At 65.8% G+C, this 25,467-nt stretch carries 17 protein-coding genes and 3 tRNA genes; 15 read left to right on the forward strand and 5 right to left on the reverse strand.

What is annotated here, in order from left to right:
- Together QF819_04150 and QF819_04155 are read right to left on the reverse strand one after the other, a co-directional pair.
- Nucleotides 1-2,102, reverse strand: a 2,102-nt coding sequence (locus QF819_04150; GenBank protein MDP6802355.1) for a C25 family cysteine peptidase, incomplete at its 3' end; no start/stop codon positions are given.
- Between the two features lie 203 nt (nucleotides 2,103-2,305).
- Nucleotides 2,306-5,329 carry a M6 family metalloprotease domain-containing protein gene (locus QF819_04155; GenBank protein ID MDP6802356.1) on the reverse strand — a complete coding sequence of 1,008 codons (3,024 nt, stop codon included), beginning with the start codon at nucleotides 5,327-5,329 and terminating at the stop codon, nucleotides 2,306-2,308.
- 175 nt (nucleotides 5,330-5,504) lie between these two features.
- On the opposite strand from QF819_04155, the gene arsS reads away from it, so the two are divergent.
- From arsS to QF819_04180, 5 genes are read left to right on the forward strand one after another with little or no spacing between them, the layout of a single operon-like run.
- Complete coding sequence (gene arsS, locus QF819_04160) at nucleotides 5,505-6,554, forward strand: arsenosugar biosynthesis radical SAM protein ArsS (protein ID MDP6802357.1); 1,050 nt, start codon at nucleotides 5,505-5,507, stop codon at nucleotides 6,552-6,554.
- Nucleotides 6,551-7,633: a membrane dipeptidase gene (locus tag QF819_04165; protein MDP6802358.1), complete on the forward strand. Its 1,083-nt coding sequence runs from the start codon at nucleotides 6,551-6,553 to the stop codon at nucleotides 7,631-7,633. Before arsS ends, QF819_04165 begins: the two co-directional genes overlap by 4 nt.
- 35 nt (nucleotides 7,634-7,668) lie before the next feature.
- Entirely contained in the window at nucleotides 7,669-9,300 is a 1,632-nt protein-coding gene (locus QF819_04170) for a glycosyltransferase family 39 protein (protein ID MDP6802359.1), read from the forward strand.
- The gene (locus QF819_04175) at nucleotides 9,297-10,712 is read left to right on the forward strand and encodes a hypothetical protein (protein MDP6802360.1); all 1,416 of its coding nucleotides are present in this window, start codon (nucleotides 9,297-9,299) and stop codon (nucleotides 10,710-10,712) included. Before QF819_04170 ends, QF819_04175 begins: the two co-directional genes overlap by 4 nt.
- Before the next feature lie 9 nt (nucleotides 10,713-10,721).
- Nucleotides 10,722-12,971 carry a heavy metal translocating P-type ATPase gene (locus QF819_04180; protein ID MDP6802361.1) on the forward strand — a complete coding sequence of 750 codons (2,250 nt, stop codon included), beginning with the start codon at nucleotides 10,722-10,724 and terminating at the stop codon, nucleotides 12,969-12,971.
- Between the two features lie 79 nt (nucleotides 12,972-13,050).
- Here QF819_04180 and ispH read toward each other — a convergent pair whose 3' ends face one another.
- From ispH to QF819_04195, 3 genes are all read right to left on the reverse strand, one after another.
- On the reverse strand, nucleotides 13,051-13,998 hold the full coding sequence (ispH, locus tag QF819_04185; GenBank protein MDP6802362.1) for a 4-hydroxy-3-methylbut-2-enyl diphosphate reductase: 948 nt from the start codon (nucleotides 13,996-13,998) through the stop codon (nucleotides 13,051-13,053).
- A gap of 5 nt (nucleotides 13,999-14,003) precedes the next feature.
- Nucleotides 14,004-16,439 (reverse strand): YfhO family protein, encoded by a 2,436-nt coding sequence (locus tag QF819_04190; GenBank protein MDP6802363.1) that lies wholly within the window; start codon nucleotides 16,437-16,439, stop codon nucleotides 14,004-14,006.
- 147 nt (nucleotides 16,440-16,586) lie between these two features.
- Nucleotides 16,587-16,745, reverse strand: coding sequence for a hypothetical protein (locus QF819_04195; GenBank protein ID MDP6802364.1), 159 nt, complete (start codon nucleotides 16,743-16,745; stop codon nucleotides 16,587-16,589).
- A 319-nt stretch (nucleotides 16,746-17,064) separates the two neighbouring features.
- Between QF819_04195 and galE the strand changes: the two genes are divergently transcribed.
- The 10 genes from galE to lepA all read left to right on the forward strand — a co-directional run bounded on the left by galE (nucleotide 17,065) and on the right by lepA (nucleotide 25,457).
- Nucleotides 17,065-18,048, forward strand: coding sequence for a UDP-glucose 4-epimerase GalE (gene galE, locus QF819_04200; protein ID MDP6802365.1), 984 nt, complete (start codon nucleotides 17,065-17,067; stop codon nucleotides 18,046-18,048).
- Nucleotides 18,049-18,173: 125 nt separating this feature from the next.
- Nucleotides 18,174-18,249: transfer RNA gene (locus QF819_04205), tRNA-Phe, on the forward strand.
- A gap of 42 nt (nucleotides 18,250-18,291) precedes the next feature.
- Nucleotides 18,292-18,367: transfer RNA gene (locus QF819_04210), tRNA-Thr, on the forward strand.
- Between the two features lie 50 nt (nucleotides 18,368-18,417).
- Nucleotides 18,418-19,788, forward strand: coding sequence for a phosphoglucosamine mutase (gene glmM / locus QF819_04215; GenBank protein MDP6802366.1), 1,371 nt, complete (start codon nucleotides 18,418-18,420; stop codon nucleotides 19,786-19,788).
- 41 nt (nucleotides 19,789-19,829) lie between these two features.
- The gene (gene glmS / locus QF819_04220) at nucleotides 19,830-21,662 is read left to right on the forward strand and encodes a glutamine--fructose-6-phosphate transaminase (isomerizing) (protein ID MDP6802367.1); all 1,833 of its coding nucleotides are present in this window, start codon (nucleotides 19,830-19,832) and stop codon (nucleotides 21,660-21,662) included.
- Between the two features lie 71 nt (nucleotides 21,663-21,733).
- Complete coding sequence (locus QF819_04225) at nucleotides 21,734-22,117, forward strand: RidA family protein (protein MDP6802368.1); 384 nt, start codon at nucleotides 21,734-21,736, stop codon at nucleotides 22,115-22,117.
- A 26-nt stretch (nucleotides 22,118-22,143) separates the two neighbouring features.
- Nucleotides 22,144-22,241 (forward strand) — tRNA-Sec (locus tag QF819_04230).
- Between the two features lie 22 nt (nucleotides 22,242-22,263).
- Nucleotides 22,264-22,728 (forward strand): DUF5683 domain-containing protein, encoded by a 465-nt coding sequence (locus tag QF819_04235; protein MDP6802369.1) that lies wholly within the window; start codon nucleotides 22,264-22,266, stop codon nucleotides 22,726-22,728.
- Between the two features lie 93 nt (nucleotides 22,729-22,821).
- The gene (gene lepB / locus QF819_04240; protein ID MDP6802370.1) at nucleotides 22,822-23,655 is read left to right on the forward strand and encodes a signal peptidase I; all 834 of its coding nucleotides are present in this window, start codon (nucleotides 22,822-22,824) and stop codon (nucleotides 23,653-23,655) included.
- On the forward strand, nucleotides 23,655-25,457 hold the full coding sequence (lepA, locus tag QF819_04245) for a translation elongation factor 4 (protein MDP6802371.1): 1,803 nt from the start codon (nucleotides 23,655-23,657) through the stop codon (nucleotides 25,455-25,457). Before lepB ends, lepA begins: the two co-directional genes overlap by 1 nt.
- Nucleotides 25,458-25,467 lie beyond the last annotated feature (10 nt).

The raw sequence follows: 25,467 nt of genomic DNA on the forward strand, positions 1-25,467 counted from the left end.
GGCTTCGGGGTCACGCCGTCCGCCTCCATCACCGTCACCGTCACATCCGTCGCCACATTCGCGTCGATGGATGACGGCGAAAGAGTGACCACCGCTGGAACGAACGCGGGAACGGTCGCGATATAGGGGATCGCGTTGTAGTCGACCACGGTCAGCGTCATGTCGCCGGGTGTCGTCACCGGGACATCGAACACGACACTCGCGTCGCCGAATGCATCCGTGACGGCGGTCCCGTAGATCGTCCCGTCGGCGGAGATGCAGACGGTGGCGCCCACGGCCCCGGAGACGGACACATCGAACGAGGTCGCGCCGAGCGGAATCCCCACGCCGTGCGTTGCCGCCAGCGCAATGGGGACATCCGTCCGGACCACCATCGAGCAGTCGCCGAAGATGTTGTACTGCTCGATCAGCTTCGGCCCCTCGCCGGACGGGTAATCATCGACCACTTTCATTCCACCGAAAAAGTAGAGCGCACCCAGCGTGTTCTCCGCGTCGGCGCAGAGAAGATCGACCGCCTCCGCCTGCATCACGCACGGCGGCACCCACGACGCCAGCGTGGATGCGGAGTACATGCCGATGGCTCCTTTTGGTTGGGCGAGCGAACCCGCGCGCAGCCACGCTTCCGCGAAGCACTCGCTGAGCGAGAAGTCACCATTGCTGCACGAGACATCGATGATCCACGGCTGCGCCCATGCGTTGGAGAGCGCGTGAACATCCGTGTTCGTGAAGGAAACGCTTCCCCAACTGGTGCCGGACCCGTGTCCAAGGTAGTTCACCAGGCTCCGGCCGTCGTTCAGAGCGGCGGTGATCCCTGCCGTCGATCCCCCCTGGCCCTGATAGATCTGATCCACATCCGTGAAGTTGTACGCAAGGAGGTCCGCGCGCAGCCAGTCGCAGCGCTCGATATCGGTGGGCGATCCCTCGTCGGACGCGATGCCGGTGGCCTTGTGGTACCACGCTGCCGCGCCGCCGGTGTCGGGAGTCATCTCGTAGCGCAGGATCTTGTCGATCTGGATCTGGATCTGCGGCACGGTCTCGCCGGAGATCCGCGACACGAAGAGATCCGGATAGTAATCCGACCCGGCGACCATTCCGTAGATCGGATCGCTGTCCGCACCCGCCTCCACAGTGCCCGCGTTTGTTGGCACCTCGGCGATGTCACCGACCAGGACCACATAGGTCAGCCCCTCCGGTTCCGCGAAGCGCGTGTTGATGTGCGCGCGAATCCCGGCGGCGGACCCTCCGACCGAAGTGGTCGTCACGACCTCCACGGGAATCCCGCGCTGGATCTTCCAGTTGGCGAAGGGGGAGACCAGCGACTGAAACGCGTCATTGACGACGACCAGCATTCGCCCCGGTTCGTCGATGGGAAGATAACGCCCGAGTGCGGCCGGGTAGTTCCCGAAGAGATGCCGGTAGATGCGATCGAACTGCGGGTCGATGGCTACCGGCGCGGAGGCGGTCCGTGGGTTCTCCGCGACTCCGGCAGTGGTGACGACTTCCACGGTCATGCGACGCAACGCCAGAAGAACGCCGCGGTCCGCATCGTAACGGAAGGGATGAATGCGAACGGTGGCTCCACGGAAGTCACGCACGACGAACGGGTCCGAGAGGTCCGCTTCCGTCGCGGGGAAGATGCCGCCATCGGCATACAGGGGCGCGAACTCCCACGGCACGGAATCGGGGTCCGTGTTGCGGGGGATCGGTCCCTTGGAGGGAGCGACCGGCAGCGTGGAGATGGTCTTCCACTCGCTGTCGATCACGCGCAACTCGACGGCCGCGCGATCGGGCACGATGACGCTCTGCGTCACCACGGGGAGGCCGGGGAGTCCGCGTTCGAGCATCGGGGCGGCACCCGGAAGAACGATGCGTGCGTGGGGTGCGCCGTTCACATCGACGGAGGACGACTCGAATCCCGGCACCTCAATGGTAAGCACCACTCGATCCGGGCCGGACTGGACGATTTCCATGTTGGGTTCGGCTCCGGGCACCGAGTCTTCAGAAATGGGTGTCCACTCCGCGGCGGATGCCCCGGCGGCGAAGAAGAAGGCAGCAAGTGCGGCAATCGAGGTGAAGGCGCGGCGAGGGGACCAGGGAGTCATCGATTCCTCCGAACGGAGTCAAGGGGTCGCGTCCGGTCCGGCGAGAGACCGACGACAAAGGGGGGGGAAGAGCCACAGACACCGAAGGATATCGCATTCGGCAATGTCCCTTCAAGTGCCCCCGGACGCGAGCCACGAAAAAGGCCCCCGGGGAAGTCCCCGAGGGCCGGCTTTCGTCAAAGTTCGCCGATCGTGACGCGGCGTTACCGGGTGAGTACCAGCTTTTTCGTCGCGGACAGATCCGGTCCCGCGACGCGGTAGAAGTACACGCCACTCGCCACGGTCATACCGGAGTCGTCCCGTCCATCCCAGACGATCTCGTGAGTCCCGGCGACATGCTGCCCGTGCACGAGACCCCGGACCTTGCGTCCGCTCGCGTCATAGACATCCAGCGCCACCGAACCGGCGCTCGTGATGGAGTAGGAGATGGTTGCCGACTCGTTGAACGGGTTCGGCACGACACTGGTTCCGGCGACTACCACGCCACCCAGTTCGCCCACTCCAGTGGAGGACTGGCAGTCCACATCCACGGCACTGGAGAACCCGCTTGCGGAGTTCGCCGTGTCGATGGCACGGATGCGGTAGGTGTAGATGTGGTTTTCAGTCCACCACACCTCGTCATACCACTGGAAGTCCGTCTCGGACGGCTCTGCGTCGATCGCGACCTGCGCGACAAGCGCTTCGGCGCCGCCCATGTTGTCCGAGCGGTAGACCTCGTAGAACTTGATCGCCTCGGCACCGCCGCTCACATCGAAGTCGACCGGATCCCAGTCGAGCTTGACATTCGGGCCGCCGAGGTCGTCGACCACGGGGTCCATGCAGCTGATCGTCAGCCCGGACACCGGCTTGGGGTTCATGCAGTCGATGACATAGTCCTGGATCACGCCGCCGACGGGCTTCTGGCGCTGCTCGTCCCAGAGCGTGATCGGAATGTGCGCGGTCTCGCCGTGCGCCGCATTCGGGGACTGGACCTCGATCTGCCAGTCCATTCCACCGTTGGGCACCCAGAACGGACCCGGGTTGTAGGTCACATTCCAGTGGGACGGGACCTGGACATCGTCGAAGCGCGGCGGCGTTCCCAGCCGGACACTGGCGTAGACGCCGTCGCCGGTCGGGTTGTCGCCCGGGAGCAGCCGGATCTTCGATGTCCTCTCGAAGAGGCCGGGGCAGCCGACTGACCGCATTCCGCCCGCACGCGACACCAGGACCTGGTGGTTCACCTGCGCGACATTGTTGTCGTTTGGCGGGTACTCGCTGTTCTGCGGGTCCAGGCTGTGCACGGCGACTCCGCCGATGCAGTAGTGGTCCACCAGCGGCGGAGCCACCGGATAGTTGAAGACCACATAGTCTTCCACGATGTCCCCGGGGTTCATGACCGGGATCGTGTAGGTGTCAATCAGCGTGCCCGTGGACGGCCACAGCTGGCCCATGGCCGGATCCGCGTAGTACAGCTCGACATCCACGCCTGCCAGCGTGTCGCCGCTCGTGTTCTCAACGCGGAACCACAGATGATTGGCCACGCCGTCAGCCGGGTAGTCATCCGTTCCGTCGTCATTGTTGTCGATCCACAGGTCCGGGCTGCCCCACCAGTAGCTGCAATTGGTGATCTCGGCACAGCCGTCGGTCGAGCAGTCGTGCATGCACAGGTCCGCCGTGGTGGTGACGCCCACCTCGAACTCCGCGCAGATCCAGCCGGGCTCGCCCGTGGCTCCGCCCGTGCAGGAGTCGATGTTCCGCACGGCCACACCGGTTGCGGCGCCCGAGTAGGCGCGCGTGTCGGGGACCGACGCTCCGTCGAAGGTGACCTGCGTCGACGGGCACCAGGGGTCGTCCGCGTCTCCGCGATTCACATTGGCGTCGAGGTCATCCGCGTTCGCGGCGTGGCTCGCGCTTGTCGCGTCGGCGCACTCGACATCGATCGCCTTGTGCGTCTCATCCGCGTTCACGGAGTTGGAGTTGTCGTTTGCATCGTAGGTGTCGTCGTCAATGTGGTAGATGACGAGCCCGGGTGCGTGCAGATCCACATCGAACCCAATCTGCTGCCGGTTCTCCACCACAAAGTACTCGGCGGAGGTCGTGTCGCCGTCGGTCCACACGCGAGCCGCCACCTGGTGGGTCTCCACCGGCGGGAGGCACAGTTCCTGGTTGTCCCGGGTCACATTGTAGTAGTGGAGCCAGCCGAGGCGCTCCTTCGACCACGCGGTCATGTGGCTCGGGTGATCCGGCGTGTTCCAGTTTCCTGCACCCATGAGTCCCCAGTGGCCGATGCCGCTGGAAGCTCCGTTGCCGTCGTTGGTGTCGTAGAGATCCGCGATGCCGAGCGCGTGGCCGAACTCATGGCAGTAGACGCCCATGCCGTTCTGCCCGCCCGCGCACGCCTGCCCGGCGGCAATGAAGTACTCGTTGATGCGAATGTTCGCAACGCCCGCCGCACTCGCTGCGTCGCCGGTCTCGTAGTAGGTGCCGGTCCAACCGGAGATCGACCACTTGTGAGACCAGATGTTGTCGCCACCGGTTGCGCCGCACTCTCCTCCGACATCCGGGGTGATGAACGCGATGAAGTCCACATAACCGTCATCGTCACCGGAGTTCGGAACGCCGTCGGGACCGTCGTTGTCGTACTGGCCGAAGTTGATGGCCCCGTCCCGTGCGTTCAGGATTTCGGTCATCAGTTCGCCGAGTTCCGCGTCTGCGCCAAGCCCGTTGTTGACGCCTTCGTAGTACCCGTCGTTGTTCGCAAGCGTGTACCAGTTGTCCACCATGCCATCCACCGAGAAGAGACCGTAGGAGATCTCTTCGTAGTACTCCTTCATCGTGCCCGTGGGCCACGGGCCGGTGAAGAGCTGGTCTTCGAGACTGGCCTGCGTGAACGGCGCGGCTCCCGTGTTGGAGTACAGGAACGGGAACACCGGGAAGTCCTTCGTTCCGGTGATCCGGAGACCGCCATTGTCGGTGGCTTCGCGTTCGCTTACGATCCCGTCGCGAAGCTGGCGTCGATTCTGCAGCGTACGCTCCAGGAGCGCACGGTAGCCTCCGGGGGTTTCGATGGGACCGTCGGACCGCAGGCGGGCTTCCTTCACATGCTCAGGAAGCGGGCTGCCGTCAGTCGGGAACGCACAGATGCGCGGGCCGGCAACGGCGGCCTGCGCGAACAGGATACAGGAAAGGGCCAGAGCAGACAGCGCGGAGGTGCGGAGTCCGGCCAGACCGGGGGTATTGCGAAGCATGGGGTTGATCTCCTCTATGGGTGTCTGGTCGGGTCCCGATCGACGGGCGGCACTCGATGTCAGGAGCCCAACCAGTATAGTGGACAGGGGACCGCGGATGTTTTTGAAAATGGAGATGAGTTTTCTCGTGCGAGAATAGTGAGCTCTTGCGAAGAGACGGGAAAGGAGGCAAGCGTTGGCATCAAAGAGGACCTCTCTGGTAGCCCGCCAGTCCGAACTGGCCTCGGCAACGCGGCAGCGAGCCATTCTGGAGAGGGCAAACGGGCACTCGACATTTCGAGCGAAGCTGGAGCAATCCGGGCTCTTTCCGCTGACCGTCTCAGGGGTGGAGACGCTGCAAGTCAATGTCGGGAGGTTCTGCAACCAGACCTGTCGGCACTGCCATGTGGACGCGGGGCCGGACCGAACCGAGATCATGAGCCGGGACACCGCGCGGGATTGTGTGCGTGCGCTCGCGCGATCCGACATCCCGGTGCTGGACATCACGGGCGGTGCGCCGGAGCTTTGCCCGAGTTTCCGCTATCTGGTGAAGGAGGCCCGCGCGCTGGGGCGACGCGTGATCGATCGCTGCAATCTCACGGTGCTGAATCTTGCCGCGCAGGGGGGCCTCATCGAGTTCCTCGCGGAGCATCAGGTGGAGATCGTGGCCAGCCTCCCGTCGGTCGACGCAACCGCGACGAACGAGCAGCGAGGGAGCGGCGTTTTCGAAGCATCCATGCAGGCTCTTCGGAAGCTGAACGATGCCGGATACGGGCGCGGCGGTCGGCTTCGGCTTGTGATCGCCAGCAATCCGGCGGGCCCGGTGCTTCCCTGTCCGCAGGACGCGACGGAAGCGGTCTTCCGAAAGGAACTCTGTGAGAAGCACGGCATTCGGGTCGACGCCGTCGTCACGCTGGCGAACCTCCCCCTCAGCCGGTTTCTGGAGTCCCTTCTGGAGAGTGGGGAGTACGACCGGTACATGTCCACGCTGGTGGATGCGTTCAATCCTTGCGCGGCCTCGTCGGCCATGTGTCGAACGATGGTCTCGGTCGGGTGGGACGGCATTCTCTTCGACTGCGACTTCAACCAGATGCTGGACTTGCCCGTAGAGAAGTCGGCGGGGCGGCACATCCGCGACTTCGACCCCTCGCACCATCGCGGACGGCGCGTTGCCACGGGCCGCCACTGCTTTGGATGTACTGCGGGACGCGGGTCCAGTTGCGGCGGAGAGACCGCGTGCGGATGACCGTGGTGGACGGGCATCTCGACATGGCCTTCAACCGGTTCTTCGCCGGCCGGGATCCGCGACGGTCCGCACTGGAGATCCGGCGGGAGGAGCGCGACTCCTCGCGCGGCCCTTTCGGCGGCGAGTGCATGGTCGGGCTGCCGGAGCTTCGCGCCGGGCGCGTGGCGGTCGTCTTCGGAACGCAGTTTCTGCTGCCGGAGTCGGCGCTGGAGTCGATTCCGGAACTGGACGCGGAGAAGATTCCCCCCGGGACGGTGTACAGGACCGCGGAGGAAGCGGAGGAGTTCGCGAAGGGCCAGCTGGACTTCTATCGGGAGCTGGGGCGGGAGGCCGGTTCCGGATTCCGAATGATCGGGAGCGTGGCGGATCTGGACGCGGTGCTGGCCGGATGGGAGGACGACGGCACGGGGGATGTCGGGATCGTGCCGCTCATGGAGGGCGCGGATCCCATTCGCTCTCCCGGGGAGGCGGCCGCCTGGTTTGCCTCGGGCGTACGCATCGTGGGGTTGTCGTGGCGCCGAACGAGGGCCGCGGGAGGCACCGGCGCGCCGGGGCCGCTGACGGACGAGGGGCGCGAACTGCTCCCCGCCCTCTCCGCCGCGGGGATGGTGCTGGATCTGTCCCACGCGGCCGAGGAGTCGTTCTTTGAAGCGCTGGAGCTCTTCGACGCCACGGTGATTGCGTCGCACTCGAATCCGCGCGCACTCTGCCCGGGGGACCGGCAACTCTCCGATTCCATGATCTCGGCGCTCGCCTCACGAGGCGGGATCATCGGAATGGTGCCCTACAACCGGATGCTCGCGACGGGAGACGCGGCAAAGCGGGTGCCGATGCGGCGCGTCGCCGAGGCGGCCCACCATGTGGCGCAACTTGCCGGAACGCACCGGGCGGTGGCCATCGGGAGCGATTTCGACGGTGGATTCGGTGCGGAATCCTCGCCGGAAGGTCTGGATACGGTGGCGGACCTTCCTCGCCTCGCGGGCGGACTGGCCGATCTCGGCTTTACCGACGGCGAGATAGCGGACATTCTCGGAGGGAACTGGATTCGCCTCCTTCGAGAGGCCCTTCCCGGGAGCTGATCCTGAAGCGATCCCGCCTTGCGTTTGCCGCAGTCGTGGTATTCGGCGCGACCATTCGCTTTCATGGCCTCGACTGGGGGCTGCCCTGGTCGTTCCACATCGACGAGCGTCTCTTTGTCGTGGGGAAGGCGATTCTCCTGGAGCGGAGCGTCGCGGACGGCGGGGTTCCGAACGCCGGCATTACCTCCTACGGGATTCTCCCGCTGTGGCTTCTGGTGGCGGCGCGCCAGTGTCTCCTTCCGCTGGTTCAGCGGTGCGTGGACGCCGTGCATGGAGATGCCTTCGCGGGGACGGTGTTGCTCGCGCGGTGGATCTCTGCCGTGTGGGGCATCGGGGCGATCCTCCTGATTCGGCAGTGGGGCCTGCGATGGGGAAGGGGAACCGCGCTGACGGCGGCCGCGCTCGCGGCGGGATTCCCGGCACTCGTGCAGGCATCTCACTTCGGAACGGTGGAAGCGCCTCTTGTGGCGTTCGTGGTCGCGGGGCTGTGGGCGGCCGAACGGCTTGCGGAGCGCCCGTCGGCGGCGCGCGCGGTCGCGGGCGGCGTGGTGCTCGGGCTTGCGGCCTCCGTGAAGTCGCCCGGCGTGCTGCTGGCGCTCCCGCTGATGCACGCCGCCCTCTCTCGCCGGGAAGGCGCGGCTCTTCGGATCGCCATCGGCGCGGGCGTCGCCGCTGCGGTCGCTCTCCTGCTGAACCCGGCGCTCCTGCCGTGGCTTGGCGGGGGGAACCCCGGCGCGGGTGCGGGCGAACACACGACGCTGATCGGGAACCTCCGCCGCGCCTATTCGCCTGACTTCCACGACTGGACGCTGCCCTACGCACGCGCCATTCCCGGATGGTGGGAGGCGACGCGGATCCTACCGTACGCGGTGGGCATTCTGCCTGCCCTGGCGGCGGCCGCGGGCACGGTGCTGTGCGTGCGCCGTCGCAAGGCTCGTGACCAGCGGCTGCTGCTGATGCTGGTGCCGCTGGTCGTTCTCCTGCTGGCTGCACGGGTGAAGACCGTCCGCTTCCTGCTTCCCGCGCTGCCGGCGCTGGCGATCCTCGCGGCGGAGGCGGCGCGCATGTTCGGCGAGCGGTTCGAGCGCTTTCGCGTCTCGGCACCCGCGGCGCTCGCTCTTTCGACGATGGCGGCGGGGCTTGCGTTTACGGCCGTCTATGCCGGGCCGGATACGCGCGTGGCGGCCGCGCGGTGGCTCGATCGAAATGTGACGGGAGACGAGGTCATCGCCCTGGAGGACCCCCCCGGATACGGACCTCCGCTCGGGTCGCCGGTGCCGGAGTTGCGTCGGCCCCGGCACCGCGTGGAGATGCTGTGGAATCGCTTCTACACGGGGCACGAGCGAAGGACCGAAACCGAGCGCGCCCGACACCTGTCGCGAATACTGGATCGATGCGATGTGCTGGCGCTCTCCGAAGGGCATCGCGCGGAGTTCACGGCCGCACCCGAACTTCGCCCCGTGGAGGCCGCGTTCTACGCGGATCTCGACGCGGGGCGGCTTCCGTTCCGGCGCGTCGCCGTGTTTGAGTCGGAGCCGCGTCTCGGGCCGGTCATTCTCTCGGACGGGGGTGCGGAACCGCTGATGCGCGTGTTTGACCACCCGAGGATTGAGATCTGGCGAAAGGCGGCGGCCCCGTCCGACGCCGCACCGGGGGGCGCAAAGTGAAGCTCTGCCCGCGGGCATGGACGACGATCCTGGCGGCGCTGGCCGCGGCCCTTCTCGTGTCCACCGATCTCTGGCCGGGGCTTCGCGGGCCGGAGACCTGGCAGTGGGCGCGTCGGGCCGGGGGGCTGTCGCCGTCGATGGTGGCCGTGTGCGGGGTGTTGTTTGCGGGGACGGCGCTTCTCGCGGTGCGCGTGCGACGAAGCTGGGCGGGGGCGTCGCGTGGGAAGCGCGCCGTGGACACCGGGGCGGCGGTCGCGCTGATTGCGCTTCAGATGGCCGTGTTGACCGCGGCCGAACCCGGAGGGCTGTCGCACATTCCGCGCCGCGTGCAGGACGCGTCGTTCACGAGTTACCACACGATCTCGCGGGACATAGAAGATGTCGGCGACTTCCTGAAGTCGTATCACCGGAAGCAGGGGCGGTTTGTCGTACACGGCGGTTCGCAACCGCCGGGGCGCGTGCTGTTCTTCCACGCCGTCAACCGTCTTGCCGGGAATCCGGAGCGAGGCGCTGCCTGTGCCGGTGCGCTGCTCCTTCTTCTGGGGGCGTTGTGTGTGGTCCCGGTTCTTGCGATGGCGGGCGGAGGGCGCCACCCGGGGGCGTCCGGCGCGGCGATTCTCGGCATGGCGACGCTGCCGTCGTATCTGCTCTTCACCCCGGAGACAGACCACCTCCTGCTCCTGCTTGTGTTGACGGCGGCCGCGATGAAGTTCGCGGCGCTTTCCAGTCCCTCCGGCACTCGTCCGGTCGCGCTTCTGTTTGGCGCGGGGCTCGCGGGAGGTGCGGCACTCTTCGTATCCTTCACCGCCATCCCGGCACTCGTTGCGATGGGCCTGGCCGCCGCCGGAGCGATGAACTGGCGGCACATGCGCGGGGAGGCACTTCCGTCCATGGCGGCCATGATTCGCCGGATGGCTGCTGCACTCGCCGGGCTTGCGATCGTGCCCGCGTGGGCGGCCGCACGCGGGCTCGACTGGATCGCGTGTTATCACGAAGCCGCCGCTTCCGCGCATCGCATCCAGACGCTGGTGCTCGGGCGGACCTTCACCGAATGGGTCGGCTGGAACCTGTGGGACTTTGCGCTCTTTGCGGGCTGGCCGCTGATTGCGTTGGCGATGATGGCCGCCCGCAGCGAATGCGCGAAGTTCGCTCGCTCTTCCGCGGATGCACGGGAGGATGGGGATCACTCGGCGCCCTGGGTGCTGTCGGCACTGGTCGTCCTTCTGGCGCTGGACCTGTCGGGTCGAATCCTCGGCGAGACGGGCCGCATCTGGGTGTTCTTCATGCCGCTTCTCGTGCTGGGCCTGTCGGCGGAAGCCAGGCGGTGGCCGGACCGTGCCGTTCTTCTCCTGGGGTCGGGGCAGTTCGTCGTGGTGCTTTCGCTGAAGGCCTTTCTCAACATCCCGGGGTAGGGAGGGCGCATGGATCGCATCGTGTTCGATATCGAGGGGATGCGTTGCGCGGGATGCGTGTCTTCCTTGGAGAAGTCATTGCGCGCAGTTCCCGGCGTGGCCGAAGCGACGGTGGATCTCCTGTCGAAGAAGGCGGAGGTTGCGTGGAAGGATGCGCCGGGCGATGACGCGGCGGTGGTTCAGGCGGTTCACGCGCTCGGGTTCTCGGCGACCGTTTCCGCGCCGCGCACCGGGGGGGACGACGCCGGCGCGGGTCTCGGGGATGGCGTGGCGGAGTCCGCAGCCACGGACGCGGTTCGTCGCGTGTGGTGGCGCTTTGCGTTCACGATGGCGTCCGCGGTCGCGACCACCGTCGTTGCTGCCCGCTGGATGGGGGGCGATGAGGCCACCGCAGCGACCGCACGATGGGTGCTGTTCGGGCTGACCGCGCCTGTCTACCTGGGCTCCGGCAGTGAGTTCCTGCGAGGCGCAGTGCGTGCCGCGCGTCATCGCGCGACCGACATGAACACGCTGGTCGCACTCGGGACCGGGGCGGCATTCCTCTACTCCACGGTGGTCACGGCGGCGCCGGGATGGATCGCGTCGATGGGGTTGCCGCTGGAGGTCTACTTCGGCGCGGTGCCGTGGGTGATCGGGCTTGTGATGCTCGGACGAATCCTGGAAGACCGCGCAAAGCGTCGCGCGTCATCCGCGGTGCGGGACCTGGCCGGGCTTGCGCCGTTGTCCGCACGCGTGGTGATCGACGGCACCGAACGCGATATCCCGCTGGCGGAAGTGGCCGTGGGTGACCTCGTGCGCGTGCGTCCGGGCGAGTCGATCCCCGTGGACGGCGTCGTGGCCGAAGGGACCACCTCCGTCGATGAGTCGATGCTCACCGGGGAACCGCTTCCCGTCGCGAAGACCGCGGGCGACTCCATGACCGGCGGGACCGCAAACGGTACGGGCGGCGTCCTTCTTCGCGCGACCGGCGTCGGCGAGGACACCGCGCTTGCGCGCATCGTACAGATGCTGGAACGCGCGATGACTTCGAAACCCGCCATCCAGCGACTGGCCGACCGCGTTGCCGGTGTGTTCGTGCCCGGAGTGTTGGGGATCGGTGTCGTGGCGTTCGCGCTCTGGTGGGCGTTCGGCCCGGCCCCGGCCTTTCTGCACGCGCTCCATGTCTTCGTGACCGTGCTGATCATCGCGTGCCCGTGCGCCATGGGGCTGGCTGTGCCCGCCGCAGTCTCGGTGGCGACCGGTCGCGCGGCCCGTCGCGGGATTCTGGTGCGCAGCGGCGCGGTTCTGGAGATGGCCCATCGTGTGGATACGGTGGTTCTCGACAAGACGGGCACCGTGACCGAAGGGCGTCCGGTGGTGGAATCCGTGTACGCCCTCGCGGGGTACGACGAGGCGCGCGTTCTCTCCTGCGCGGCGGCGGTGGAGCGTGCGTCCGAGCATCCGCTGGCGGAGGCGGTCGCGCAGTTCGCTTCAGCGCGCAACGCGCCGGTTCGAGAGGCGCTCTCCGTGCGCGCGCACGCGGGGCGTGGCATTGCCGCGACGGTCGACGGCATTCCCGTGCTGGTGGGATCGGCCCGTTTCCTGGACGAGAACGGCGTGGACGGGTCGTCGCTCGCCGCGGTCGCCGCCGAGGGCGATCGCGCGGCACGCACGATGGTGTTCGTCGCCATCGGGGGAGAGGCGGCGGGTGCGATTCTCGTCACCGACCCCGTGAAAGCGGGGTCCGCCGAAGCGGTCGCCGCCCTTCGCGCACGCGGGATACGCGTCATTCTCCTGACCGGCGATCGTCGGGGGACGGCGGATGCCGTGGCCGCAGCGGTCGGAGTGGACCGGGTCGAGGCGGAAGCGTTGCCCGAGGACAAGATCGGGGTTGTGCGGGAACTTCGCGCGGAAGGGGCCGTCGTCGCCATGGTGGGTGACGGCATCAACGACGCGCCCGCGCTGGCGGAGGCCGATGTGGGGATCGCGATGGGGAGCGGTACGGACATCGCGATGGCGGCGGCGGACATTACTCTCGTGCGCGGTGATCTGCGCGGCGTTCCCGCCGCGATCGACCTCTCCGCGGCTGCCATGCGAATCATCCGGCAGAATCTGTTCTGGGCGTTCGGCTACAACACGGTCGGCATTCCGATTGCCGCGGGCGTTCTCTACCCGTGGACGGGCGTGCTCCTGCCGCCTGTCTTCGCAAGCGCGGCCATGGCGCTCAGTTCGGTCAGCGTGGTGTCGAACTCCCTGCGACTCGCGCGCTGGCGGGGATAGGCACCGGGCGTGCCCGGCGGCGCGTTTGCCGGTTTGCCAGGTGCGCTTCCTTGCGCTCACGCCATGGCTCCTCTTGCGGTCAGACTTCGTCGTCCTCTCCGAAGTCGTCGCGTTGGAGTTCTCCCCGCCGATCCTCCGTGCGGTAGACGATGCGCCCCGGGAAGAGTTCCGCGATCCGCTGCTGTACGGCACGGATCTGGCTCTTTGGCGTGGAGGTCCCCGCGCCGATGCCCAGGTGCTCCACGCCGTCGAGCCAGCCTGCCTCTACCATGTCGGCGTCGTCGATGTGATAGGTCCGTTCCGGAAGCCGGATCCGGGAGATGCGCGCCAGATTGGTCGTGTTCGAGGAGTTGAACCCGCCGACGATCACCATGGCGTCCACCCACTCCGCCAGGCGCTCGATGGCGCGCTGCTGGTTCTTCACCGGTTTGCACCGGGTGTCGATCGCCTTGAGGTCCGGATACTTCGTAGCCCGAATCTCGCCGACGAGGTACTCGAACTTCTCGCGGGTGATCGTCGTCTGACAGACGGCCACCGTCCGGCCCGGATCGTCGGGCAGCGCAGCGACATCCTCCGGGGAGTACACCACATGGATGTCCGTTCCATACGAACGGCTGGCGATGATCTCCGCATGGTCCGGGTTGCCGATGAGAATGACGCGATAGCCGCGCTCCTCGAAGTGGAGGATCTTCCCGTAGACCCACTTGAGCAGCACCGGGCAGGTCGCGTCATGGTAGACAATGCCGCGCGCCGCGAGCGCCTCCTTCAGTTCCCTGGGATACCCGTGGGCAGTGATGATGACCTCTTTCGTACCGCGCCCCTCCAACTCGTCGAGGTCGGAATACCGCTCCAGAATGGGGATTCCCTGATCGGAGAGTCTCTTCACCGTGAGCGGGTTGTGGACGAGCTGCCCGAGGATGGGCTGGCGCTTGTCCTCGGCGAGTTCAATGGCGTCTTCCACGCCGAAGCAGGTTCCCGCGCTGTGCGCGACGATGATCTCCAGAACCGGCGTGTCGCGTGCGGTCATGCTGCTCAATCCTGTCTCGTCTGCCGTCCGCTGATCAGAAGAAACGCCATCGCCGCCAGTCCGGCCAGCGACAGCGCAACGCCCGTGCCGAACCGGGGCGGACGATACCGGAACACGATCTCCCGCGCACCCTCGGGGATCGGGGTGGCCAGAAAGAGGAAGTCCGAGCGATGGACCGGCGAAGGTCTGCCGTCCACTTCCGCGGTCCAGCCGGGGTCCCAGCTCTCCAGTACGCGGAGCATTCCACCCGATCCGCCGTCGCCGGTGATGCGGATGGCGTTCGGCTCGTTCCTCCACGCAAGCTGTCGTCTCGCGGGGGGCGCGGGTCCCGCCTCGCCGGTGTGCGCCACTTCGCCCTCCGGGGGCAGGTCCGGCGTGCCGCCGCAACCCGCCTCCACGAGCGTGATCCGCGACGGGTCATGCTCATCGGAGAGCAACTCGCCGAGCAGTGCGCGCTCTTCCCCCTCGCCGTGAACGCGCCAGTCGGAAAGAACCGTGGCCCTCCCCAGCTGCGGTTCGTGGCGGCTCCGGTCGAGCGGCGGCCCTTCCCCCGTGATGCCCGGAATGGACAGCGGGCGGACATCCGGCGCGTCCATCAGAAGCGCCGCATCCCACAGATCGAAGATGCGCTCCTTGACCTCCCATGGCGTATGCGGTGAGGCAAACGCCTGCGCGAAGGCTTCGTGGCGCCTCGGGTTCAGCGGTTCCGCCCCCCGTGCCTGCGCGACCCTCGCGGGGATGTTCGCGTTGCCGAGCAGCGCGTTCTTCGCCCAGGCGAAGGCGTCCGGGTTTCGGCATCCGTAGAGGAAGTTCCCCAGCTGGTCAGTCCCGCGCGGGATGTAGATTCGGCGATGGCGGAGTTCATCAGAAAGGGCCGCGGTGCCTGCGGCAGGAGCGTCGTAGAATCCGCGGGCGACGGGCGCGTCGACGGCACGCCATGCAAGCAGCAGTTCCAGCACCACCAGGACCATCCAGAACCCGGCCGCGCGGCTTCGCCATGGAGCATGTCGCGCGGCGGCAATGGCGGCCGCGCCGGCGGCGAAGACCAGTCCCGATCGAACGGCGAGCGCGCGAATCCACTCCGGCGCGAACGCGCTGTACGGCCCATGCTGATACCCCGGTGTGCCGGAGAGCTGGAACGCACGGATCGTCTCCAACCCCGGGCCTTGCGCCGCCCAGGCGACCGCGCCCCCCGCGACACCCAGCGCGATCGCTCCCCATCCGGCTCGCCGCATGGGGGCTTCGCCCGTGAGGAACCGCGTCATTCCCGCTCCCGCGAGTCCGGCGAGATGAATCGCCACGAGAAACACGGCGGTCGACGGCCACCGGGACCGGCCGAAACCGGGGATATGCGCATGAAGAAACGGGTAGATCGGCGTGTGCCGTCCGAGCGCCAGCAGGACACCCAGAGCCACGCCCGCCGTCAGAAAGAGCGCGACGGCGCGGTCAAACCGGGCCGCCTCGTGCGTGGGCTTCGCCGGGCGGAACGCCGTCGCCATGGCTCCGCCCGCGAGTACCAGCGCCGGCAGCCCCACGAAGAACGCGCCGAAACAGTATTCTACGATCTCCCCTCCCCAGTACCGGTCCAAACCCGGGAACCCGAACAGGAACGGGTCGAAGGCCGCCAGGAGGCCTTTCGGCGGGAGCGACCGTGTGAGGGCGGCGTCGGCGGCGTAGGGAGCCGCCTTTGCGGACAGTGTGGCCATGCTCCGCGCGGGAAGGAGTTGTATTGCCGAAATCAGCCCCGCGATCCCCCCCGCGACCGGGAGTGCCCCCAACCGGTGGAGCCGCTCCGCGCGCGGCAGATCCGGGTTTCGCGTCACACCCACGGCCAGCGCGACCGCCAGCAATCCGGCGGACAGAAGCCCCAGAAGCGTGATCTGCGGATATCCCGCCAGAACCGACAGCGCGATGCTCCCGGCCGTCAGCGCCACGCCGGATCGTCGTCCCCGGCGCATGGCGTCCCACAGCCCGCTCCACGCAAATGGAAGCCAGACCGCCGCCCCCAGCTTCATCGGGAACTCCAGGTGCGAAAGGCAGCAGGTGCCGAACGCAAAGGCCGCCCCGCCGAGGAACGCGCCGCCGGACGGGGCTCCGGCCCGGCGCAGGAATCCGTGCATCCCGATTCCTGCCAGCGCCAGGTGGATCACCATGCCGGCGGTCAATGCCGCATCGAACGGAAGCGCCGCGTAGAGCCAGTTCACCGGATAGAAGACGCCGCTCTGGAGATTGGCCAGGAGCGGAATCCCGCAGAAGCTGTCGTGGTTCCAGAAGGGCAACTGCCCGCTGCGCAGGGCTTCCCGTACCGCGAACTGCCACGGGTGGAAGAAGGTCAGCACATCGCGGAAGAGGTAGGCCCGCCCGGAGAAGACCGCGTCGGAAAGGAACACGACCGCGAGCAGAAGGTACAGCGGCGTCGGGCGAAGAAGGAATCGTCTCATGGGCGCATACTAGACCGGGAACCCGGGAGGTTCTACTGCGTGTTCACCCTCCGTGTCGTCTTCGCCCACAAAAAAACCCGGACGCACAAACGCGCCGGGCTCGGGGGAACCGACAGGAGAAGGATGGTTGCGGGGGGGCGCCCGCTGTCAGTAGGACTTCAGCTCCGTTATCCGAGAGATCTTGTCGTCTTCAAAGACGAAAGCGACACGCTCGGAATAGTAGTACCAGGTCTGCATCTTGTCGCACTCGACCATATCGTCGGGGCGGCCATAGATGCGGGCCACGGAATGCTGCATGGAACTCATTCCACACCGTTCCGCGATGTCCTTTGCGAAGCTGCGATCCTTTGAAATATAGACCATTCTCGCCTGGCATGTTGCCGGCCCCAAAACTCTGAGGCCTCTGCTGGCTGCTGCTGGGGCGGTTCCGCCGATGCGAAGACTGCCGCTGCGAAGCGTCCCGATGGTATCAGCCCGGATTCCTCTTTGTCAAGAAGGCACCCCGAGGCACCTTCCCTCCGCCTCTTCCTTCGGCCGTTCGTTGACAGCGCATGAGCCTCGCCCATAGAGTCTGCCGCGGGTCTGGAGGCGCCGGTCGGCAAGACCTCCCAGGGGGTGCAAGAACATGGAAGTATTGGTCACTGGCGGCGCCGGATACATCGGGAGCGTGGTGGCAGAGCGCCTTCTGGAGGCGGGCCATCACCCGGTCGTTCTGGACAACCTCAGTCGCGGGCACCGGGCTGCGGTTCCTCCGGATGCGGACTTTCTGAATGTGGACCTGCGCGACCGGGCCGCTCTGGCGGCCGCACTGGGCGGCCGTCGACTGGATGCCGTCATGCACCTGGCCGCGTCCAGCCTCGTCGGGGAGTCTATGGAGAAGCCCGGCCACTACTTCGAGAACAATGTGACGGCCGGAATCCACCTGGTGGAAGAGGCGATGGCGGCCGGCGCGGATCGCTTTGTCTTCTCCTCTACCGCGGCGACCTACGGGGAACCGGACCGCACGCCCATCACGGAGGACTTCCCCACGGAACCGACGAATGTCTACGGGGAGTCGAAGCTCGCCTTCGAGCGCATCCTCCAGTGGTATCGTCGCCTCAAGGGGTTGCGTGTGATTTCGCTCCGCTACTTCAACGCTGCGGGAGCCTCCGCCGAGAGGGGGGAGGATCACGACCCGGAGACGCATCTCATCCCGCTTGTTCTGGACGCGGCGGCGGAAGGCGGGGAACTGGCGATCTTCGGCGGGGACTACCCCACACCGGACGGGACCTGCATCCGGGACTACATCCACATACTGGATCTCGCCGATGCACACCTGTGCGCCATGGACGCCGTGGATCGGGGAGAGGGCGGCGCGTTCAATCTGGGGAACGGGGCCGGGTTTTCCGTGAAAGAGGTCGTTCAGGTGGCCGAGACAGTCACAGGGAAGACGCTCCGCACGCGGGTGGAGGCAAGGCGCCCGGGAGATCCTCCCGCTCTGGTGGCGGATTCCGCGCGGGCCAGGAAGGTTCTGGGGTGGGCTCCGGCCCACGCGAGCCTGGAGGACATTCTGGAGAGCGCCTGGCGCTGGCGGTCGATGCACCCCGGGGGGTACGGAGATTCGGCCTGACCGCGTTCGCTCGCGATTGACAACGGACGGGACGATACTCTAGCCTGCATTCCCGCCTGAATGCAGATTGGCAAAGTACGGCAGGTTCCGGCAGGCAGGGTTCGGGACGATTCGGAGGCAGGCACGAGCCGGTAGCTCAGTTGGTAGAGCACAGGACTGAAAATCCTGGTGTCCCCAGTTCAATTCTGGGCCGGCTCACCACTCCGTCGTCCGCCGCAACGGCCGCGTGCAGGGTCTGGACATGCTGGTGTAGCTCAGTTGGTAGAGCAACGCACTCGTAATGCGTAGGTCAGCGGTTCGACTCCGCTCACCAGCTCCATTCCCTCCCCGGGCCGACTGCCCCGGAAACCGCAGATTCCTGGAGGACTCTTGGACGGTCTCATCTTCTCCGTTTCGGGAGCGCGCGGCATTGTGGGGCGCGGACTGGACCCCGTGCGTCTGGCCGGGATGGCGGCACACTTCGGCGCATTCCTGGGGTCCGGGACCGTCGTCGTGGGCCGGGACTCGCGCGTGTCCGGAGAGATGTGCCTGCGAGCCGTCGCATCCGGGCTGATGGCTGCCGGAAACGATGTCACGGATCTCGGGATCGTTTCCACCCCCACGGTGGAGGTGGCGGTCCGGGAACTGGGGGCGGTGGGCGGCGTCCAGATCTCCGCATCCCACAATCCTGCGGACTGGAACGCGCTCAAGTTCCTGTCGTCACGGGGGATCTTCCTGACTGCATCGGAAGGGGCGGATCTCGGGCGGCGCATCGACTCAGGCGACCCTCCCTGGGCGGACTGGGACGGGATCGGGTCGTTCGAGTTTCGCGACGAGTTCACGGCTCGCCATGTGGACCGCATACTGGAGTCCCCGCTGGTGGATGTGGACGCCATTCGCGGCCGCGGGTTTCGCGTGGTGGTAGATTGCGTGCATGGTGCGGGAGGGGAGATCGCCGCACTCCTGCTTGCGCGGCTCGGCGTGGAGGCATCCTTCCTTTACGCGGAGCCGACCGGTCGGTTTCCCAGGAACCCCGAACCCGTTCCGGAGAACCTCACCGAACTGGCCGCTGCCGTGGCTGATCGCGGTGCGGATGCCGGCTTCGCGCTGGATCCGGATGCGGACCGCGTGGCTGCCGTAGACGAAACGGGAAGGCCGATCGGGGAAGAGGTCACGCTGGCGGTGGTGGTGGACTCGGTGCTGCCGCGCGTCCGTGGAGATGTGGTCGTGAATGTGTCCACCACGATGGCCATCGAAGAGGTGGCGGCCCGGCACGGGCGCGGCGTGCTGCGAACGCCTGTCGGGGAAGTCCATGTGACCGAGAAAATGCTGGAAACGGGGTCGCAGATCGGCGGAGAGGGAAACGGCGGTGTCATCGCCCCTTCCGTCAATCCCGGCCGCGACGGCTTGCTGGGGATTGCGCTCCTTCTGGACGCGCTGACCCGGGCGGGCGCGCCACTTTCCGCGCTTGCCGGGAGGATTCCCGCCACGGTGATGAAGAAGGCGAAGATTGATGCCGATGGGGTGGATGTGGATCAGGCGCTCTCGGCTCTTGGTCGGGCATTCCCGGACGCCCGGACAGACACGACGGACGGCCTGAAGCTCGTTTTCGAGGACGAATGGGTGCATTTGCGGAAATCGAACACGGAACCCATTCTCCGGCTTCTTGCCGAGGCTCGCACGGAAGATCTTGTGGAGGCGCTGGTTCGCCGGACGCGGGAGATTGTGGAAGGAGTGCGGCCGTCCTCTTCGGGGTCGTAGTGGAGCGGGTGGGTGTGTAGACTGAACCTGGAGTCAGGCCCATGTGTGGAATCGTAGGATACATTGGATCCAACTCACCGCTTCCCGTCCTGCTGGAAGGGCTCAAGCGGCTGGAGTATCGCGGATACGACTCCGCCGGAATCAGTATTCTCAACGGCAGCGGCATCACCACGCGCAAGACGGCCGGGAAGATCGTAAACTTGGAGAAGCTGATCGCCGGGAACGGCGCGGATCTCTCCGGCACGGTCGGCATCGGGCACACGCGCTGGGCCACGCATGGCGCCCCCACCACTCGCAACGCTCACCCGCATACCGGCGCATCCGGCACGATCGCGGTGGTCCACAACGGGATCATCGAGAACTGGGAGACGCTGAAACGCCAACTGGTGGAAGCGGGCCATGTCTTTGAGACGGAGACGGACACGGAAGTTCTGACACAACTCGTGGCGCACTACTTCGACGGAGACCTGGAAGAGGCCGTTCGCCGGGCGCTGAAGCGTGTCGAAGGAACTTACGGGATTGCGGTCGTCAGTTCAGAGGATCCGGACAGGATCATTGCCGCGCGGAATGGAAGTCCCCTGGTGCTGGGCATCGGCGAGAAGGAGAACTTCGTCGCGTCGGATGTGGCGGCCATTCTTCATCACACTCGGCAGGTGATCTACCTGGACGATCACGAAATGGCGGTTGTGGAGCGGGACACCTTTGCCACAACAAGCCTCGACCGCGTCTCCGTGCAGAAGGAGATTGAGGAGATCGCGTGGGACTTGAGCGCGATCGAAAAGGGCGGCTATCCGCACTTCATGCTGAAGGAGATCTTCGAACAGCCGGAGACTGTGCGGAATGCCATGCGCGGGCGGTTCGACGAACCCACAGTGAGTGCGCACCTCGGCGGACTCAACATGAGCATCGAGGAGATGCGTGATGTTGAGCGCATCATCATTACCGCGTGCGGGACCTCGTGGCACGCGGGGCTCATTGGCGAGTACATGATGGAGGAGATGGCACGAATCCCGGTCGAGGTGGAGTACGCATCGGAGTTCCGCTACCGGAATCCCATCATCACGCCGAACACGGTCTCCGTGGCCATCAGCCAGTCCGGAGAGACCATGGATACTCTCTGGGCCATGCGCGAAGCCAAGATGAAGGGTGCAAACGCACTCGGGATCTGCAATGTCGTCGGGTCAACCATCGCCCGGGAGTCTGACGGCGGCGTGTACATTCACGCGGGTCCGGAGATCGGCGTGGCCAGCACAAAGGCATTTACGGCGCAGATTACGGTGCTGGCGCTGATGGCGCTGGCGTTTGCCCGCCTGCGCGGGCTGGACCGCGAGGTGGGGCGTCGCTTCATCTCGGAGATGCAGCTCCTGCCGGAACGGATTCAGGGAATCCTGGAGAAGAACGACGAGATTCTCAAGATCGCGGAAGAATACGCCGGGCACGACAACTTCCTCTACCTCGGGCGCGGCTACAACTTCCCCGTGGCGCTGGAGGGTGCGCTCAAACTGAAGGAGATCAGCTACATTCACGCGGAGGGTTATCCGGCGGCCGAGATGAAGCACGGCCCGATCGCGCTGATCGACAAGAACATGCCGGTGGTCTTTATCGCACCGCGTGACCGCGCTTACGAGAAGGTCATCGGGAACATCGAAGAGGTTCGTGCGCGGAGCGGCCGGGTGATCGCCATCGCGACGGAAGGGGAGACGGAGATCACGCGAAAGGCGGATCACACCATTCTGATCCCCGAGACGATTCCCTGCCTCATGCCCATTCTGTCGGTCATCCCGCTTCAGCTTCTTGCCTACCATGTGGCCGTCCTCAGGGCGTGCGATGTCGACCAACCCCGCAACCTCGCCAAGAGCGTGACCGTAGAGTAGTCCGCTCCTTGCACTCCAGGGCGTCTGGCCCTATCCTGCCGGGTCGCCGCACCGGAAGGGGGAGCCTGCTCATGGACCGACGCATTGTCTCAACGGAATCCGCGCCGTCCGCTATCGGCCCCTACAGCCAGGCGGTCTGTGCGGGCGGGTTCGTGTACACCGCCGGGCAGATCGCGCTGGATCCGGAGTCGGGCGTGCTGGTGGAAGGCGGGATGGAGGCGCAGACCGAACGCGTGATCCAGAATCTGCGGGCCGTGCTGAAAGCGGCGGGGAGTTCGCTGGACCGTGTCGTGAAGACCACGGTCTATCTGAAGGACATGGCCGATTTCCCGGCGATGAACGAAGTGTACGGGCGGCATTTTTCCACCGGACGACCCGCGCGCGCGACCGTCGCGGTCGCGGGGCTTCCGATGGGGGTTGCGGTGGAAATCGACGCCGTAGCCACCGTGGATTGACTGGTGCGCACAGGAAGGAACCGGACGGGAATGGGTAGGTTCTGGTGAACCTCGAGGACTTCAAATCCTTCCGTCGGGTGCTAAAACCATCCGAGGTGGGTTCGATTCCCACGCATTCCCGCCATTTCCGCGCGTGGGGCGGTGCCATGGCCGTTGCGGCATGGGTGCTGAGCATGGCGGCACTCTCTTCCGCCGCGGAGGTCGTGGAACCGCCGAGCCCCTTCGCCCGCGCAGTGCGCAGCGCGGTGGTGCCCGCATGGGGGCAGATGACGAATGACCGGCCCGTCAAGGCATCCGTGATCTTTGCGGTGCAGGCGTATCTGTACACCGGGATTCTGGTGGAATCCCGCCGCGCGACGGACTTTCAGTCTCGCGCGGTGAACGCCGCGGACGCCGGGACGCAAGCGTGGCTGGAGGATCGCGCGCAGGAGCATTTCAGCCGACGGAGGAACCTGGTCTTCTGGTCGATTCTGGGAGCCTTCTACAGCGCGGTGGACGCATACATTGACGCTCACCTCGGAGACTTTGAGGAGGATCTGGAGGAGAGTCGCACATTGTTCGCGGAAGTGGACCCCCACGAGGGAACCATTGCGGTGGGGATCGCGTTTTAGTTTGCAGACCGCCGGGAGAACCGCGCGGTGGCTCATTGAGCAGCGCAGACAATGATCATCCGCCGCAAAGGCGGGAGAAGCGGGGGAGGCTGCATGGCCGGACACAAGAACAGGGGGAAGCGCGGTCGGGGTTCCGCTTCCGGGAGTCCCCCCAACCGTCACTGGGAGAATGGTAAGACCATCTTCTGGGCGCTGCTCATTGCGCTCTTCATCCGCAGTTTCTTCTTCCAGGCGTTTCGCATCCCGAGCGGTTCGATGGAGGACACGCTCCTGGTGGGTGATTTCCTGCTCGTGGACAAACTGACCTACGGCGCGAAGATTCCCTTTACGGAGATTCGCCTGCCGGGCTTCCGCGATCCGAAGCGCGGGGACATCATCGTCTTCAAGGCGCCGGTGTCGAACAAGGACTACATCAAGCGGTGCGTCGCGGTCGCCGGGGAGACACTGGAACTGCGCGACGATGTTCTCCACATCGAAGATGAACCCCTGCACGAACCCTACATAGCGCTGAAGCCTTCGCTGCACTCGGACCCGAACTTCGGGCCGGTGACGGTTCCGAATGACGCCATCTTCATGATGGGCGACAACCGTCACAACAGCGCGGACAGTCGCTACTTCGGGTTTCTGGACAAGAACCGCGTCGTGGGCCGTGCGTTCGTGTTGTACTGGTCATGGAGTGCATCGGACCCTCCGGCCCTCATCGGCGGCATCCGGAACAAAGTGCTCCGGACCGTGCTTTCGCTGCCGTTTGGCAAGCCGCGCATCACTCGGATCGGGGACTGGATCGCGACGGACTATTCGGAGATCTACCACTCGACGGGCGTGTCTCCGGCTGACGAAGTGGCGGAGGTCGCGTCTCCGGCTGACGAAGCGTCGGCGGGGGTGTCTCCGGCTGACGAAGCGTCGGAGGTTGCGGGCGAGTCGTGATGCTTGATCGATTGAAGATCCGGAACTTCTGCATCATCGCGCACATTGATCACGGCAAGTCGACGCTTGCCGATCGACTCCTTGCGCTGACGCACACGCTGTCCGAGGCGGAGGCCCAGGGGCAGGTTCTCGACGATATGGACCTGGAGAAGGAACGCGGGATCACGATCAAAGCTCACGCGGTTCGCATGACCCATCCCGGACCCGACGGCCACGAGTATGTCCTCAACCTCATCGACACTCCCGGGCATGTGGACTTCTCGTATGAGGTGTCGCGGAGCCTGGCGGCCTGCGAGGGAGCGGTTCTTGTGGTGGACGCCAGTCAGGGCGTGGAGGCGCAGACCATCTCGAACCTGCATCTGGCGATTGCGGGAGATCTCACCATCATTCCGGTGCTGAACAAGATTGACATGTCCGGCGCGGATCCGGAACGCGCGGCCGCGCAGGTGCTGGACCTCCTGGGTGGAGACCCGGGGGATGTCCTTCGCGTGAGCGCCAGGGACGGTCTGGGCGTGGACGCATTGATTCCCGAGATCATCAAGAGGATCCCACCCCCGTCGGGAGAGACGAACGCTCCGCTTCGTGCGCTCATCTTCGACTCGGCCTTCGACCAGTATCGCGGTGCGGTGGCCTATGTTCGCGTTGTGGACGGGAAGCTGCGCGCTGGCATGACGATTCGCTTTCTCTCGAACGCCCGCGAGTATCTCGTCACGGAAGTGGGGACGCTGCGTCTCGGAATGGTCCCGTGCGAGACGCTGGGTGTGGGGGATGTGGGCTATGTCATTGCGGGTGTGAAGAACATCGGGCACACGAAGGTGGGAGACACGATCACCGACACGGCGAATCCCGCGTCTGAGTCGTTGCCGGGCTATGCCGAGGCGAAGTCGATGGTGTTCTCCGGCTTCTACCCGATTGACACGGAGGACTACGAAGATCTCCGTGACGCGCTGGACCGCCTGCGCCTGAACGATGCGTCGCTCCACTATGAACCGGAGACATCCGTTGCGCTGGGGTTCGGGTTTCGCTGCGGGTTCCTGGGATTGCTGCACCGGGAGATTGTGCAGGAACGCCTGGAGCGCGAGTTCAATCTCGGACTCATCGGTACGGTTCCGACGGTTCCCTATCGCGTGTACGGGAAAGACGGGACGATGGTGGAGATCGAGAACCCAAACGATCTTCCAGACCCCGCAGACATCGACCGAATCGAAGAACCGATGGTTCGTGCCGAGATTGTCGTGCCGACGGATTACATCGGGAACATGATGAAGCTCGGACAGGAGCGACGCGGCACCCATGGCGGGATGGAGTACATCGACCCGACGCGTGTGGTGATCCACTTCGAGTTTCCGCTTGCGGAGATCATCTTCGACTTCTACGACAAGCTGAAGTCGATCAGCCGCGGATATGCATCCTTCGACTACGAGTTTTCGGACTACCAGGTCTCTCCAATGGTCAAGCTGGACATCCTGCTGAACGGGGAACCGGTGGACGCGTTGTCGATTATCGTGCACCGGGACAAGGCTTACGAGTGGGGGAAGAGCCTCGTCGAGAAACTGAAGGAAGTCATCCCTCGGCACCAGTTCCAGGTGGCGGTGCAGGCGGCGGTGGGCTCGAAGATCATCGCACGGGAGACCCTGCGCGCGCTTCGCAAGAATGTGACCGCGAAGTGTTATGGCGGGGACATTACCCGGAAGCGGAAACTCCTGGAGCGGCAGAAGGAAGGGAAGAAGCGGATGAAGCAGGTGGGCACCGTCCGCGTTCCGCAGGAAGCATTTCTCTCGGTGCTGAAGATCGACCGGTAGCGCTGTCTCC

The organism is Gemmatimonadota bacterium (assembly GCA_030747075.1).
GTDB lineage: Bacteria > ARS69 > ARS69 > ARS69 > ARS69 > ARS69.

Excerpts from the sequence above, each read along its gene's own strand:
- QF819_04155 (MDP6802356.1), bottom strand. The coding sequence starts at position 5,329 with ATGCTTCGCAATACCCCCGGTCTGGCCGGACTCCGCACCTCCGCGCTG.
- QF819_04165 (MDP6802358.1), top strand. The coding sequence starts at position 6,551 with ATGACCGTGGTGGACGGGCATCTCGACATGGCCTTCAACCGGTTCTTC.
- QF819_04180 (MDP6802361.1), top strand. The coding sequence starts at position 10,722 with ATGGATCGCATCGTGTTCGATATCGAGGGGATGCGTTGCGCGGGATGC.
- ispH (MDP6802362.1), bottom strand. The coding sequence starts at position 13,998 with ATGACCGCACGCGACACGCCGGTTCTGGAGATCATCGTCGCGCACAGC.
- QF819_04190 (MDP6802363.1), bottom strand. The coding sequence starts at position 16,439 with ATGAGACGATTCCTTCTTCGCCCGACGCCGCTGTACCTTCTGCTCGCG.
- QF819_04195 (MDP6802364.1), bottom strand. The coding sequence starts at position 16,745 with ATGAGTTCCATGCAGCATTCCGTGGCCCGCATCTATGGCCGCCCCGAC.
- galE (MDP6802365.1), top strand. The coding sequence starts at position 17,065 with ATGGAAGTATTGGTCACTGGCGGCGCCGGATACATCGGGAGCGTGGTG.
- glmS (MDP6802367.1), top strand. The coding sequence starts at position 19,830 with ATGTGTGGAATCGTAGGATACATTGGATCCAACTCACCGCTTCCCGTC.
- QF819_04225 (MDP6802368.1), top strand. The coding sequence starts at position 21,734 with ATGGACCGACGCATTGTCTCAACGGAATCCGCGCCGTCCGCTATCGGC.
- QF819_04235 (MDP6802369.1), top strand. The coding sequence starts at position 22,264 with ATGGCCGTTGCGGCATGGGTGCTGAGCATGGCGGCACTCTCTTCCGCC.
- lepB (MDP6802370.1), top strand. The coding sequence starts at position 22,822 with ATGGCCGGACACAAGAACAGGGGGAAGCGCGGTCGGGGTTCCGCTTCC.
- lepA (MDP6802371.1), top strand. The coding sequence starts at position 23,655 with ATGCTTGATCGATTGAAGATCCGGAACTTCTGCATCATCGCGCACATT.